At 59.4% G+C, this 13,665-nt stretch carries 12 protein-coding genes; 6 read left to right on the forward strand and 6 right to left on the reverse strand.

The features are described 5' to 3' along the window. Positions 1-275 precede the first annotated feature (275 nt). Positions 276-1,469 (forward strand): enoyl-ACP reductase FabV, encoded by a 1,194-nt coding sequence (gene fabV, locus PF1751_RS08040; protein ID WP_010211998.1) that lies wholly within the window; start codon positions 276-278, stop codon positions 1,467-1,469. A 68-nt stretch (positions 1,470-1,537) separates the two neighbouring features. On the opposite strand, the gene PF1751_RS08045 is transcribed toward fabV, so the two are convergent. Continuing rightward, positions 1,538-2,773: an anthrax toxin-like adenylyl cyclase domain-containing protein gene (locus PF1751_RS08045; RefSeq protein ID WP_010211997.1), complete on the reverse strand. Its 1,236-nt coding sequence runs from the start codon at positions 2,771-2,773 to the stop codon at positions 1,538-1,540. Between the two features lie 301 nt (positions 2,774-3,074). Here PF1751_RS08045 and PF1751_RS08050 point away from each other — a divergent pair, with 301 nt between their 5' ends. After that, entirely contained in the window at positions 3,075-3,698 is a 624-nt protein-coding gene (locus PF1751_RS08050; protein ID WP_010211995.1) for an HAD family hydrolase, read from the forward strand. Here the strand turns inward: PF1751_RS08050 and PF1751_RS08055 are convergent. Then, positions 3,695-4,600 (reverse strand): LysR family transcriptional regulator, encoded by a 906-nt coding sequence (locus PF1751_RS08055; RefSeq protein ID WP_010211994.1) that lies wholly within the window; start codon positions 4,598-4,600, stop codon positions 3,695-3,697. The two genes, PF1751_RS08050 and PF1751_RS08055, sit on opposite strands and share 4 nt — an antisense overlap. Before the next feature lie 102 nt (positions 4,601-4,702). On the opposite strand from PF1751_RS08055, the gene PF1751_RS08060 reads away from it, so the two are divergent. Further along, complete coding sequence (locus PF1751_RS08060; protein WP_010211993.1) at positions 4,703-5,872, forward strand: aspartate aminotransferase family protein; 1,170 nt, start codon at positions 4,703-4,705, stop codon at positions 5,870-5,872. Here PF1751_RS08060 and punR read toward each other — a convergent pair. Further along, positions 5,853-6,776, reverse strand: a complete 924-nt coding sequence (gene punR / locus PF1751_RS08065) for a DNA-binding transcriptional activator PunR (RefSeq protein WP_044286841.1) — start codon at positions 6,774-6,776, stop codon at positions 5,853-5,855. The two genes, PF1751_RS08060 and punR, sit on opposite strands and share 20 nt — an antisense overlap. A gap of 122 nt (positions 6,777-6,898) precedes the next feature. On the opposite strand from punR, the gene punC reads away from it, so the two are divergent. Further along, positions 6,899-8,089 carry a purine nucleoside transporter PunC gene (gene punC, locus PF1751_RS08070; protein ID WP_044286842.1) on the forward strand — a complete coding sequence of 397 codons (1,191 nt, stop codon included), beginning with the start codon at positions 6,899-6,901 and terminating at the stop codon, positions 8,087-8,089. Between the two features lie 122 nt (positions 8,090-8,211). On the opposite strand, the gene PF1751_RS08075 is transcribed toward punC, so the two are convergent. Beyond that, positions 8,212-9,045, reverse strand: a complete 834-nt coding sequence (locus tag PF1751_RS08075) for a hypothetical protein (protein ID WP_044286843.1) — start codon at positions 9,043-9,045, stop codon at positions 8,212-8,214. 158 nt (positions 9,046-9,203) lie between these two features. On the opposite strand from PF1751_RS08075, the gene PF1751_RS08080 reads away from it, so the two are divergent. After that, complete coding sequence (locus tag PF1751_RS08080; RefSeq protein ID WP_010211987.1) at positions 9,204-10,706, forward strand: nucleobase:cation symporter-2 family protein; 1,503 nt, start codon at positions 9,204-9,206, stop codon at positions 10,704-10,706. 97 nt (positions 10,707-10,803) lie between these two features. Here PF1751_RS08080 and PF1751_RS08085 read toward each other — a convergent pair whose 3' ends face one another. Together PF1751_RS08085 and PF1751_RS08090 are read right to left on the reverse strand one after the other, a co-directional pair. Beyond that, the gene (locus PF1751_RS08085) at positions 10,804-11,736 is read right to left on the reverse strand and encodes a proline iminopeptidase-family hydrolase (RefSeq protein WP_010211986.1); all 933 of its coding nucleotides are present in this window, start codon (positions 11,734-11,736) and stop codon (positions 10,804-10,806) included. 91 nt (positions 11,737-11,827) lie between these two features. Beyond that, positions 11,828-12,592, reverse strand: a complete 765-nt coding sequence (locus PF1751_RS08090; RefSeq protein WP_010211985.1) for a LuxR family transcriptional regulator — start codon at positions 12,590-12,592, stop codon at positions 11,828-11,830. Positions 12,593-12,775: 183 nt separating this feature from the next. Here PF1751_RS08090 and PF1751_RS08095 point away from each other — a divergent pair, with 183 nt between their 5' ends. Further along, the gene (locus PF1751_RS08095) at positions 12,776-13,663 is read left to right on the forward strand and encodes a proline iminopeptidase-family hydrolase (RefSeq protein WP_010211983.1); all 888 of its coding nucleotides are present in this window, start codon (positions 12,776-12,778) and stop codon (positions 13,661-13,663) included. Positions 13,664-13,665: the final 2 nt, after the last annotated feature.

Consider the following 13,665-nt stretch of genomic DNA (forward strand, 5'->3'; position numbering starts at 1 on the left):
TCCGGATCCGTGGCCGCGAGTGGTGGGGTTTTGAAACATATTGAAACAACTGCGTCATGATAAGGCGTTCGGCGCTGGAGAGGCGTTTTAAATATTGCAAAATTGTGAAGGCTCTACACAGTTTTTAACGCTGGCTGCGTTGAGCGGATTGGATTTTGTAAACAGAAGATTTGCGACTATCGTGACGCTTCGGTTTTTTGGACGTCATAGACCGGTACGATTGAAGTTGAATGGCCACCACTGGCCTTCGGCACCTTGGAAGAGGCAGAAATTTTATGATCATCAAACCGCGGGTTCGTGGCTTCATCTGTGTGACCGCTCACCCTGTTGGCTGTGAAGCGAACGTCAAAGAGCAGATCGACTACGTCACTCAGCACGGCGTCATCGAAGGCGGCCCGAAAAAGGTCCTGGTCCTCGGTGCATCCACCGGTTACGGCCTGGCCGCGCGCATCAGCGCTGCGTTTGGCTGCGGCGCCGATACCCTGGGCGTGTTTTTTGAGAAAGAAGGCGAAGAAGGCAAGCTGAGTTCCGCCGGCTGGTACAACAGCGCCGCATTCGAGAAATTTGCAGTCGAGAAAGGCCTTTACGCCAAGAGCATCAACGGCGACGCGTTCTCTGACGAGATCAAGCGCCTGACCATCGAAACCATCAAGAAAGACCTGGGCAAGATCGACCTGGTCGTCTACAGCCTGGCCGCGCCACGCCGTACCGACCCGCAAGGCGTGGTGCACAATTCCACCCTTAAGCCGATCGGCAAAGCTGTGACCCTGCGTGGTATCAACACCGACAAGGGCGTTGTGGTCGACACCACCCTGGAGCCTGCAACCCAGGAAGAAATCGACGGCACCGTCAAAGTGATGGGCGGCGAAGATTGGCAGCTGTGGATCGACGCCCTGCGTGACGCCGACGTGCTGGCCGAAGGCGCCAAGACCACCGCGTTCACCTACCTTGGCGAGAAGCTGACCCAGGACATCTACTGGAACGGCTCCATCGGCGAAGCCAAGAAAGACCTCGACAAGAAAGTCCTGACCCTGCGCGACAACCTCGCTGCACTCAAGGGCGATGCCCGTGTATCGGTGCTCAAGGCCGTGGTCACCCAGGCCAGCTCGGCCATCCCGATCATGCCGCTGTACCTGTCTCTGCTGTTCAAAGTGATGAAAGAGCAGGGCACCCACGAAGGTTGCATCGAGCAGGTCTACGGCCTGTTCAAGGACAGCCTGTACGGCAGCCAGCCGAAACTCGACGCCGACGGCCGCCTGCGTGCCGACCTGGCCGAGCTGGAACCGAAGGTCCAGGACGCCGTGGCAGCCCTGTGGAACCAGGTCACCGACGACAACGTCAACGAGATCAGCGATTTTGCCGGCTACAAGGCTGAATTCCTGCGCTTGTTCGGTTTTGAAATCGATGGCGTGGACTACGATGCTGACGTGAACCCGACCGTGAAGATCAACGGTCTCATCTCGGCATAATCGCGGGGGTCGACAGCAGCCTCGATAAATCTGTTATCAGGCTGCTGTCTGGTTTGCGCCCAAGGTGCTCAATCTTGGCGAAAGGTCGACGCCAGCCGCTCCTGCGCATGGGTGAAACCAGAGCGTTTGATGCCAGTTACTTCTTTCTCCCAAAGCGGATTAACAGCAACGTGATAGCCGCTGTCTTTGGCTGTTGTTATCAGTTCCGCCATTTCCTTGCTGTTGTTGATGATGCTGACCTCGTCAAAGCGCCCAAGCTTTGTGGGTAGAAAGAAGGTTGCCGGGTAGTTGGCGGCGACTTCCGTCGCGGGGCTACCGGAGTCCGCATTGTGGTGTACCACCCGCTCTCCATTGCCGACCAAACGGTGATTGATCAGCTCAATCATTTGCTTTATCCGTGGCGTGGCATTGCCCAGATCGGGGTCTTCCTTTTGATAGAAGTGTGCGGCGCTTTCATAGTCTGCGCGTAACGCTTGCGGCACTTGAAAGGTGCTGGGGTCAGGTCGTTGCTGCCTGTAGCGATCGATTCGGTGAGTGAAAACACTGTGCGCTATGTCGGGCACCGGGATTCTGTCCTGTGGGCCAAAATCGCTGAGGTGGGGCGCGACCATGTGCAGGTCATAATCGGCCGTCAGTGCCTTGCCTCCTTCGCGTTTTGCCAGCACTTCAATGGGTTTGCCTTCGTGGAAGATCAGATAGCTATCTTCTGAGGGCGATGTGCGTTTGCCTTCGAATGCATACATCTGCTGGCTGGGGCCTTGGGCACTGAAACGCAGCGTGTCGCTGTGTGTCTTTGTTGTCAGGTCGGTGATCTGGCCGAGTTTCATCAGTTCGCCGAGGCGGTGGCTCGAAATACTCAGAGGCACTGCGACGGCATGTCCATCGCGGATGCACTCCTGGATTTGTTCGTTGGCGCGAGTCACTTTTGCGGGCGCGTCCTCCTTGAGTTTTTCAAGCTTGCTGAACGCTTGGTTCGTACAGATCAGGCCAGCCTGCGGTCCCCAGTTGGCACTTTTTCCCTTGATGTGAAAATCCTTGGTGGGGTGGCCGGCCTCTATCAACCCGGTAGCCACGGTTTCTACGGGACGTACACCGATGATGGAGTTGGTATCCACCGCGATATTTTGCAAGGGCGCAAGATGGCTCGGCACTATTCCGGTCTGCCCCCTGACGCGTTCAAGTGCGAGATTTACCGAGTTGTTCGTCTCTTGGGCGATGCCAGTCGACCGACTGGCTTGAGCGCTCAGTACTACGTGCAGGCTGAGTGCGGAAGGTGAAATAGCAGGGGAGATGATGTCTCTCATTGAATGTCTCCAAGTCATGTTTCATCGGCATGTTGGATGATCCCTTCCAGACCCGAGCATTCCCTCGATTGCAGGGCAGACACTAGAGCCATTTTTTAGGGGCGGGGCGAAAAAAGTATGTCTGGCTGTACGGCGCCGAATCGACGAAAGACGGTGCAAGTCTCGAATGCCGGGGGTTACAGCGCTGCTGGTAGTGCGCGTTCCATGACATTATCGGAAGGGGCCTACAGTTGATTGCTTGCCGCCGCGTGTCATTGCTGTAGGAGACTGTCGCAGCACATTAGTTAATTGGGAGGCGCATATGACCGTGCGTGCAGTGGTTTTTGATTTCGGCGGGGTTCTGTTCGATTGGAGCCCGCAGCACCTTTACCGCACGCTGATTGCCGATGATGGCGAACGGCAGTGGTTTCTCGAGAATATCTGTACCCAGGCGTGGAACACCGAGCAGGATGCCGGTCGCTCCCTGACCGAAGGCACCCGCAGCCTGATCGAGCAACACCCGCATCATGAACGCCTGATCCAAGCCTATTACGATCGCTGGCACGAAATGCTGCGTGGCCCGTTGACGGAAGGCGTGGCGATCCTCGAGGCGCTGCACCAGGCCGATATGCCGCTGTTCGGGCTCACCAACTGGTCGGCTGAGACCTTCCCGTATGCGCGGGCCAACTACCCCTTCCTCCAATTTTTTCGCGATATCGTGGTGTCCGGCGAGTTGAAACTCATCAAGCCTGACGCAGCGATCTACGACGCCAGCCTCAGCCAGGTACGGGCCCACCTGCCAGATATCCAGGCGGCGGAAGTGGTGTTTATCGATGATGTTGCCGGCAACATCGAAGCAGCCATCGCCCTCGGTTGGCGGGGGATTCATCATGTGTCCGCCGAGCGCACTGCCGCTCAATTGCGAGAATGGGGCGTGGGCTTTTAGCGCGCCCATTTTTCCATGGCGAAATCCACGAAGGCGCGCAGCTTGGGCAGCCGATAACGGTCCTGGCCGTAGAGCAGATGCATGGGGCGGCTGGGGAGTCGATAGGTGGTGAGCAAGGCCACCAGCTTGCCGCTCTCCAGATCCGGCTGCACCAGGGCATCGGCCAGCATGATGATGCCCATGCCGTTGACGGCCGCCTGGCGTAGGCCTTGCGAGCTGTTGATGGTCAAAGAGCCGGATACTGGAACCTCCACCTCGCCGCTCTCGCCGGTCATGCGCCACAGTTTGTCGGCGTCGCGCCAGTTGTCACTCGCCGGGTAGGCGAACGCCAGGCAGTCGTGGTGCTGCAGGTCATCGGGGGTCTGAGGTGTACCACGTCGCGCCAGGTAATCAGGTGACGCGCAGAGGGTGAGGGTGTAGGCCTGCATTGGCCTGGCGATCAGACTGGATGTTTCCAGTTCGCCAAGGCGAATCGCCGCGTCGAAGCCGCTGTCGACCAAGTCCATCCGCTCATTGCTCAGTACCACGTACAGATTGATCAATGGGTAGCGTCGGGAAAATTCGCTCAAGGCCGGTGTAAGGCGTTCGGTGCCGAACACGGGGGGCGCGGTGATGCGCAGGGTGCCTTTGGGGACATCACTGTGGGCTTGCTCGGCAAGCTGTTCGGAGTCGGCTACCAGCCCCAGTACTTCCAGGCAACGCTGGTAATACTGGCCACCAAATTCAGTGAGACTTTGTTTGCGTGTGGTGCGTTTGAGCAGGCTGACGCCCAGCCGCTGCTCCAGCGCACGTAGGTGGTTGCCGACCATGGTGGTAGACATCCCGCAGGCTTGGGCTGCCGCCGTCATGCTGCCGGTCTCGACCACTTTCACGTACACCGACATTGCCTGGAACAGATCCATTATCAAGCCCTGGTTTAAAGTCATTGCAGGAATGCGCAGTTTATCCAGCTCAGGTGGCTAACGATACTGCAGTCATCACTACGATGCACTGGAGCCCGCACCATGACCGCCGCCTGCCTGATGACCACTTATCAACCCTTGGCCCTGAGCTTTACCCGCGGCTTGGGTACGCGCCTATGGGACCAGCAAGGTCGCGAATACCTGGATGCGGTGGCCGGTGTGGCGGTGACCAATGTCGGCCATTCGCACCCCAGGCTGGTGGCGGCTATCAGCGAGCAGGCGGGCTTGCTGTTGCACACGTCCAATCTTTACAGCATCGACTGGCAACAACGGCTGGCCCAGCGCCTCACTCAGTTGTCAGGCCTGGATCGCGCGTTCTTCAATAATTCCGGCGCCGAGGCCAACGAAACCGCGCTTAAGCTGGCGCGCCTGCATGGCTGGAAAAAGGGCATTGAAGCGCCGTTGGTGGTGGTGATGGAGAACGCCTTTCATGGCCGAACCCTCGGCACCCTGGCCGCGAGCGATGGCCCCTCGGTCCGCCTGGGCTTCCAACAGTTACCGGGGGATTTTCTCAAGGTACGCTTTGGTGATCTGGCGGCACTGGAAGCGATCACCAAGGCATTTGGTCCGCGCATCACCGCGGTGCTGCTGGAACCGATCCAGGGTGAAAGTGGTGTGCTGCCGGCACCGTCGGGTTACCTGCAAGCCTTGCGCGATCACTGCACACGCCAGGGCTGGCTGATGATGCTTGACGAGATCCAGACCGGCATCGGCCGCACCGGCACCTGGTTCGCCTTCCAGCATGAAGGCATCGTCCCGGACGTGATGACCCTGGCCAAAGGCCTGGGCAATGGCGTGCCGATCGGCGCGTGCCTGGCTCGGGCCGCGGTGGCCCAATTGTTTACACCGGGCAGTCATGGCAGCACGTTCGGCGGCAATCCGCTGGCGTGTCGGGTCGGATGCACCGTGCTGGACATCATCGAAGAACAAGGCTTGCTGCAGAACGCAGCACAACAGGGCGAACGCCTGTTGGCCCGGTTACGCGTGGAATTGAATGAGCATGCGCAGGTCGTGGCGATTCGTGGCCAGGGGCTGATGATCGGTATCGAGTTGGCCAGCCCCTGCCGGGACCTGGCTCAGCGCGCCGCCCAGGAGCACGGGTTGCTGATCAACGTCACGCGGGGCAAGATCATTCGCCTGCTGCCGCCGCTGACCCTGGATACTCAGGAGGTCGAGATGATCGTGCGGGCCATTACCCGGTTACTGGCGTAGGGCCGTTAAGCCACTCCTGGTTCAGGGTCTCGGTATCGCCCAGGTACTCCAGCAGCCAAGCCATGGCCGGGGACAGCTTGTTCTGTGCCCACGCCACGCAAGACGGGCTGGCCGGAAACGGCCGGCTCAATTGCAGCGCCACCAGCTCACCGCGTTCGATCCACGGCAACACCTGATGCGCCGGCGCCATGCCTACACACAGACCGTCGCGCAAGCAATCGATCGCGGATGCCCAATTCGGCACCACCAGCCGACGCTGGTTATCCAGTGTCCAGGTGTCACGCTTGGGTAGGTTGCGCGAGGTGTCGGTCATGCACAGGGAGGCAAAGGGACGCAGCTGATCGTCGCTCAATAATCCTTCGACGCTGGCCAGCGGGTGTCGCGCGCTGACCACGCACAGCCAATTCAACAAACCCATATCGCGGAAGGTGAAGTGGCTGGCCACCGGCACCGCGCTGGTCGCGCCGATCACAATGTCGGTGCGTTCATCTGCCAGGGCATCCCACACGCCGTTGTACACTTCGTACTCCAGCAGCAACTCGACCTCGGGAAACTGTCGATAGAAGTCCAGCACCAGCTGCCGACAGCGTTGGGGTTTGACGATGGAGTCCACCGCGACCTTCAACTGGCCACTCCAGCCATTGGCGACCTGCTGACACAGGCGCCGGGTGCCGAGCATTTTCTTCATCACGCCACGGGCTTCGTCGATAAACAAGCGGCCGGCGGGCGTCAGTTCCACGTCTCGGTGGCGTCGCACGAACAAGGGCACCGCTAGCCACTCTTCCAGCTGGCGCACGGTATAGCTGACGGCCGACGGCACTCGATGCAGTTCCTGGGCTGCGGCGCTGAAGCTGCCATGGCGTGCCACGGCGTCAACCACATCCAGGGAATATTCGGACCACATGCTGACTGCCTTCAAATTTATTGATAAGAGTGTCCAATTATTATCGCTTCACAGAGAATCTGTCAGCTTCATAATGGGCGCCAGTCAGCAAATAGTTTGATGGCAGAATGAACAAGGCTTCAATGAAAAACTCTTTTGGCTTCACTTGGTATCTGGCGGGACTGAGCATGCTCGGTTACCTCGCCATGGACATGTACTTGCCGGCATTTGGTGCCATGGGCGAGCAGTTGCAGATTGGCGCTGGCGCAGTGGGTGCCAGCTTGAGTATTTTCCTCGCCGGCTTTGCGGTGGGGCAGTTGTTGTGGGGGCCGTTGTCCGACCGCTTGGGGCGAAAACCCATCCTGCTCGCCGGCCTGAGCCTGTTTGTGTTGGGCTGCGCGGGGATGTTCTGGGTCGAGACCGCGCCGCAATTGCTGGCGCTGCGCTTTATCCAGGCGATTGGTGTGTGTTCCGCCGCCGTGAGTTGGCAGGCACTGGTGATTGATCGCTACCCGGCCGACAAGGCCCATCGCGTGTTCGCCAGCATCATGCCGCTGATGTCGTTGTCGCCAGCGCTGGCGCCGCTGTTGGGCGCGATGGTGCTGAATCACTTCGGTTGGCAGGCGATCTTCGGCGTGTTGCTGGGGGTGTCGGTGCTGTTGCTGCTGCCGACCGTATTCCTGCGTGGCATGCCGAAACGCCCGACGGAGGGGCGCGAGCCGGTGCGCCTCGGTTATGGACAGTTGCTCACGTCCCGCGTATTTACGGGGAATGTGATGATTTTTGCCGCCTGCTCGGCCAGCTTCTTCGCCTGGCTGACGGCGTCGCCCTTCATCCTCGGCGGCATGGGCTACAGCCCGAATGATATTGGCCTGAGTTACGTATTGCCTACGTTGGCGTTCCTGGTCGGTGGCTACAGTTGCCGCAGCGCCTTGCAGCGCTTCCAGGGCAAGACGCTGTTGCCCTGGTTGCTGCTGGCGTACTGCATCAGCATGGTGGCGCTGTACCTGGTCGCCACCTTGACGGTGCCAACCCTCACCACCTTGTTGATTCCGTTCTGCCTGATGGCGCTGTGCAACGGTGCCAGTTACCCCATCGTGGTGGCGAATGCGCTGATGCCGTTTTCGGAAAATTCCGGCAAGGCGGCGGCATTGCAAAACACCCTGCAACTGGGCCTGTGTTTTCTCAGCAGCCTGGTGGTGTCGTCGATGCTTGACCAGCCGCTGCTGATTACCGCGATCGTGATGCTGGCGACCGCGCCGCTGGCCGTGCTGGGCTACTGGCTGGCGCGGCCGAAAGCCGACAATTCAGCCCTGGCACCGAATCTGAAGTAACAACGCGGTCAACACTGTGGGGGCTGGCTTGCCTGCAATAGCATCGGCTCGGTGTACCTGACACACCCAGTCGCCCGCATCGCAGGCAAACCAGCTCCCACGGTTTGATCGGGCTTCTTCAGTTAAAACGTCACTTCCAGGTTCACCGTCGGCGTCGATGTGCGGCTACCCCGGCCGCCATCCACGCCAAACTTGTTATGCCAATACTCGTAACCCACCCCAAGGTACAGGTTCGGCTTGACGCTTTTGCCCGGTCGCACCGCCACCATTAGCGCGGTGCGCATCAGGGCCTCCGGCGCGGTGTCGCGGCCGTGGTAGTCGTCGCCTTTTTCCCCGACGTAATTGATAAACCCCTGGAATTTCGCCGCATGGCTGGCGATTTCGAATGGGCGCATCCACGTCAAGTTGAGCAGGTAAGTGTCGTCGAAGGTGTGGTTCGACTCCTGCGCGCCGGGGATGCCAGTGTGGTTCCTTTCCTTGTAGTACATCAGGCTCAGGTCGAGTACGCCGACAGTGTTGAACTTCAACGTCGGGCCGATCACCAGCGCGCGTTTTTTGGCTGAGGCGAAGTTGTTGTTGCGGTTGGCGTCAAAACCCAGCGTCAGCGCGTAGTCCTTGACCAGGCCGGTGCCGAGCGGCACATCGAATACCCGCGACGCATACAGCTGGTGGCGGTACACCGCATACACCTCACTCCCGCCATGATCGGTGCCCTTGCGCGGGTCGCGGCTGTCGGACAGAAACACATCGAGGTTGAGGAAATTGCTGCCGTACTGGTAGCCGCTTGCGTGAGTGAAGCTGTAGATGCGCTTGCTGAATTCGTCGGGGTTATTCGGATTGGTGAACTGCTGGCCGTAGCGAAATCCTACGCTGTTGTTCATCCACTCTACTGCGACGGCCTCCCCGCCGCCGAGAAGGGTAAGCGCGACGGTGGCGCCCTGTAGTGCCTTTTTCATTGTTATGGGTCCTTTGGCGTTCTGGCTCATCACGGTCGGATTGTTTTTGTAACGCCGTTGGAGGGTAACTTGTCTGATTGATTGTATACAACTCTATGGACATCCACTCCAAACATTGCATACAGTGGCCGCACAACAAAAACAGAGAACCCCTCACCATGACTATCCCGAAGGCGTCACCGCAGCGGCCAGAAGATGAGAATCTCGGCGTCGCCGCCAACATGGCTTACGGTCTGCAACATGTACTCACGATGTACGGCGGAATCGTTGCGGTCCCCCTGATTGTCGGCCAGGCGGCCGGGTTGTCCCCGGCGGATATCGGCCTGCTGATCGCTGCGTCGCTGTTTGCCGGCGGCCTGGCCACGCTGCTGCAGACCTTGGGTCTACCGTTTTTTGGCTGTCAATTGCCGCTGGTGCAGGGCGTGTCGTTTGCCGGCGTGGCAACCATGGTGGCGATTGTCGGCAGTGATGGCGCCGGCGGTGTGCCGGCGATTCTTGGGGCGGTGATGGCCGCGTCGTTTATCGGGTTATTGATAACCCCCGTTTTTTCACGGATCACCAAGTTTTTCCCGCCGTTGGTCACTGGCATTGTGATCACGACCATCGGCCTGACCCTGATGCCCGTTGCGGCGCGCTGGGCCATGGGCGGCAACAGTCGCGCGGCGGATTTCGGCAGCATGTCCAACATCGGCCTTGCGGCGTTGACCCTGGTGCTGGTGTTGCTGCTGAGCAAAATCGGCAGCGCAACCATCTCGCGCTTGTCGATCCTGCTGGCGATGGTTATCGGCACGGTGATTGCGGTGTTCCTTGGCATGGCCGACTTCTCCGGCGTGACTCAGGGGCCGATGTTCGGTTTCCCAGCGCCATTCCATTTCGGCATGCCAACCTTCCACGTTGCTGCGATCATCTCCATGTGCATCGTGGTGATGGTGACCCTGGTCGAGACCTCGGCGGACATCCTGGCGGTGGGCGAGATCATCGACACCAAGGTCGATTCCAAACGCCTGGGTAACGGCCTGCGCGCCGATATGCTGTCGAGCATGTTTGCACCGATCTTCGGTTCGTTTACCCAGAGTGCGTTCGCCCAGAACGTCGGGCTGGTGGCGGTTACCGGGGTCAAGAGCCGCTTTGTGGTGGCCACCGGTGGGCTGTTTCTGGTGATTCTTGGGCTGCTGCCCTTCATGGGCAGGGTGATCGCGGCGGTGCCGACCTCCGTGTTGGGCGGTGCCGGGATAGTGCTGTTCGGCACCGTGGCGGCCAGTGGTATCCGCACGCTGTCGAAGGTGGATTACCGCAACAACATGAACTTGATTATCGTGGCCACTTCCATCGGTTTTGGCATGATCCCAATTGCGGCACCGAGCTTCTATGATCACTTCCCGAGCTGGTTCGCGACCATTTTCCATTCGGGTATCAGCTCGTCGGCGATCATGGCGATCCTGTTGAACCTGGCGTTCAACCACTTCACCGCCGGTAATTCGGACCAGCAGTCAGTGTTTGTGGCGGGAACCGAGCGCAGTCTGTGCTTCCGAGATGTGTCGGAACTGCGTGATGGGGATTACTTCAAGGGCGGCAAGTTGTTTGATGCCGAAGGGAGAGAGATTCCGTTGGTGGCGGATGTGTCGAGGAAAGCGCACAAGGCAGAGACCACCGAGGTCTGACGCCGAACAGGGGCGCAGTGTGGGAGCTGACTTGCCTGCGATAGCAAGGGCGAATTCACCGCCGTCATCGCAGACAAGCCAGCTCCCATATTGGAAACTATCCGGCCTTGTGTTCTTTGTAATGCACAGAACACACCTCATCCAGAAACTTCACCACGGTGCCCATGCACGCCTGGCGCTCCTCCACATGGGGCATGTGGCTGGAGTCTTCAAACAGTGCCCAGCGCACATCGGCGATTTCATCCAGGAACGGTTTGACCACCCGTGGCGTGGCTTCGTCGTGTCGGCCGGAGATCACCAGCGTGGGCACGTTAATCGCCGACAGACGGCCAATGGAAGTCCAGTCTTTCAAGCTGCCTATCACGTGGAATTCGGTCGGGCCGCTCATGGCGTGGTACACCGTCGGGTCTGAATCGACCGCGGCGAACGTGCGCGCCACTTCCTCCGGCCACGGGATGACTCGGCACACGTGCTGGTCATAAAACACCCTTGAGGCGGCGAGGTATTCCGGGTCCAGGTAAGTGCCGGTGGCCTCGTGCTTGAGCAGGGTTTCATGCACACCTTCCGGCAACAATTTGCGCAGTCGGTTGGCTTCGCTGACCCAAGTGCGCATGCAGGTCGGCGAGTTGGCCGGGATGAACGCGCGCAAGCCCTTGGGCTGCAGGATCGCGTGTTCACTGCCGAGCATGCCGCCCCAGGATTGGCCGAGAATCGCGTAGTTATCGCTGATCTGCAGGTGGTCCAGCAGGTTGTTGAGTTCTTCGAGGAACAGGCCCACGGTCCAGAAGGACGGATCTTTTTCGGGTAGATGAGTAGAGCGGCCGTTGCCCAACTGGTCATAGTGGATCACGGCGTGGCCGCTGGCGGCGACGTCCTTGAACGCGTCAACGTAATCATGGGTGCAACCGGGGCCACCGTGGATAACCACCAGGGGAGTGCGACCGCTCGACAAGTCACCGGTGACGCGGTACCAGGTCTGGTAGGCGCCAAACGCCGCATACCCTTCGCGGATTTTTTCGATGAATTCCATTTCGTACCCTGCTCTGAAAAAAGGCTCAGGGACACGATAATGCGTGGGCGAAATTTAAGTAACTAGCAAAACAGCTAGGTTTTGCCGGTGGTCAGTCGTCTAGCAGGCGGTAATGGGTGGCGCGCACCACCGCCTGCACGCGGTTCTTGGCCCCCAGCTTGTGCATCGCCGAGGCCAGGTGCAAGGTGACCACCGCCAGAGAGCGGCTCAATTGCGTGGCGATTTCGGCAGCGGTCAGGCCATCGGCGGCCCATTTGAGGCACTCGCGTTCGCGTTTGGTCAGGTGGATATGCGGATAAGTGCGCAGTTCCTTGCTAAACAGCGGGTAGGCTGCTTCCTGCAAGGCATGGGAAATCAGGCTGAAATCCGACAAGGTCTGCTGCACATCCTGCAGCACGCTGCGGGCCTTGCCCGTTCGTAGTCCGGTCAGCGACGCGAAGCCGCCCCGAGGCAGGTGGATCGGTACGCTGACGCCGCAGGTCAATTCCTGGTCGTGCAAGTAGGACGACACCGGCGCATGGCAGGGATCGATGATCTTTTGCAGCGGGGTATCGACCTTGACGTCGTAGGACCATACGAACGGTGACACCGTACTCAGGGCCAGATGTTGCACCGGGTCGATCTGGTAGAACCCTTCGCTGCACCACAAGGCGTGCCAGTCGGGCGGCGTATTGCGCAGTGCGAGCACCGAGGGTGTGATCAATGCGCCATCCTGATCGATCGGCACGGGGGTGTAGTCATACACCAATGCATCGAAGCCCAGTTGCTGGGCGAGGATAAACGTATTGTCCATCTGCTCATCCAGGCTCCTGCCCGGCATCAGACGGTGATTTAACGCAGTCAGCTTGGCCAGCATCCGTTCTGCTCCCGAATTCATTTGAATCTCGACTTGCTGCAAGTAGAATGCCACGCCCCGGCGAAGGACTGCCAGGCTAAACCTATAAGAAATACTAGGTTATGGCCGCACGACATCCTAGGTAGTGTTGGTCTGATCAACGGCCGCTGCCTGCCAGCCCGACACTAGACAAGGAATGTATGCATGTGGCGTGAAATTGCCCCCGACCAGCAGTACAACGTGCAAGTCGACGGCCATAACCTCGTGGTTTACAGCTTTGGCGAAGGCGATGAGGTGCTGTTGTGCCTCAACGGCGGGCCAGGCTTGCCGTGTGACTACTTGCGAGACGCCCATGGCTGGCTCAAAGACCATAACCTGCGAGTGGTTGCATTCGACCAGCTTGGCACGGGCGCATCAGCCAGGCCCACCGACGTTTCTCTGTGGGAAATCCGCCGTTATGTCGAAGAAGTCGAAACCGTGCGCCAGGCCCTGGATCTCGGTCGCGTGCACCTGCTCGGGCATTCCTGGGGCGGCTGGCTCGGTATCGAATATGCCATCCATTATCCCGACGCGCTGAAAAGCCTGATCCTGGAAAATACCGTTGGCGACATTCCGCACCTGTCCCAAGAGCTGGAACGCCTGCGCGGCGCCCTTGGCAGCGAGACGGTAGCCATGATGCAACGCCACGAAGCCATGGGCACCCTGGACCACCCGCAGTACCAGGCCGCGATCACCTTGCTCAACTATCGTCACGTGTGCCGCCTGGACGAGTGGCCCGCACCGGTCAAACGCTCCCTTGACGACTGGAACATGGGCCCCTACGAAACCATGCAAGGCCCCAACGAATTCCTCTACATCGGCAACCTCAAGGACTGGAACCGCATCCCTGAGATGGCCGATTTCAAGATGCCGATCCTGATCACCACCGGCCAGCATGACGAACTCACCCCAGCCTGCGCCATGCGCATGAAACTGGCGGCCCGACACGCCGAACTGCACGTGTTCCCCAACAGCAGCCATATGCCTTTCTATGAGGAGCCCCATGCGTATTTTCCGGTGTTGCTGGACTTCCTTGCGCGTCATCGGGGCTGACG

The sequence above is a fragment of the Pseudomonas simiae genome (assembly GCF_000934565.1).
GTDB classification, from domain to species: domain Bacteria; phylum Pseudomonadota; class Gammaproteobacteria; order Pseudomonadales; family Pseudomonadaceae; genus Aquipseudomonas; species Aquipseudomonas simiae.

Coding starts and splice junctions, on each gene's coding strand:
- fabV (WP_010211998.1), top strand. CDS start 276: ATGATCATCAAACCGCGGGTTCGTGGCTTCATCTGTGTGACCGCTCAC.
- PF1751_RS08045 (WP_010211997.1), bottom strand. CDS start 2,773: ATGAGAGACATCATCTCCCCTGCTATTTCACCTTCCGCACTCAGCCTG.
- PF1751_RS08050 (WP_010211995.1), top strand. CDS start 3,075: ATGACCGTGCGTGCAGTGGTTTTTGATTTCGGCGGGGTTCTGTTCGAT.
- PF1751_RS08055 (WP_010211994.1), bottom strand. CDS start 4,600: ATGGATCTGTTCCAGGCAATGTCGGTGTACGTGAAAGTGGTCGAGACC.
- PF1751_RS08060 (WP_010211993.1), top strand. CDS start 4,703: ATGACCGCCGCCTGCCTGATGACCACTTATCAACCCTTGGCCCTGAGC.
- punR (WP_044286841.1), bottom strand. CDS start 6,776: ATGTGGTCCGAATATTCCCTGGATGTGGTTGACGCCGTGGCACGCCAT.
- punC (WP_044286842.1), top strand. CDS start 6,899: ATGAAAAACTCTTTTGGCTTCACTTGGTATCTGGCGGGACTGAGCATG.
- PF1751_RS08075 (WP_044286843.1), bottom strand. CDS start 9,045: ATGAAAAAGGCACTACAGGGCGCCACCGTCGCGCTTACCCTTCTCGGC.
- PF1751_RS08080 (WP_010211987.1), top strand. CDS start 9,204: ATGACTATCCCGAAGGCGTCACCGCAGCGGCCAGAAGATGAGAATCTC.
- PF1751_RS08085 (WP_010211986.1), bottom strand. CDS start 11,736: ATGGAATTCATCGAAAAAATCCGCGAAGGGTATGCGGCGTTTGGCGCC.
- PF1751_RS08090 (WP_010211985.1), bottom strand. CDS start 12,592: ATGCTGGCCAAGCTGACTGCGTTAAATCACCGTCTGATGCCGGGCAGG.
- PF1751_RS08095 (WP_010211983.1), top strand. CDS start 12,776: ATGTGGCGTGAAATTGCCCCCGACCAGCAGTACAACGTGCAAGTCGAC.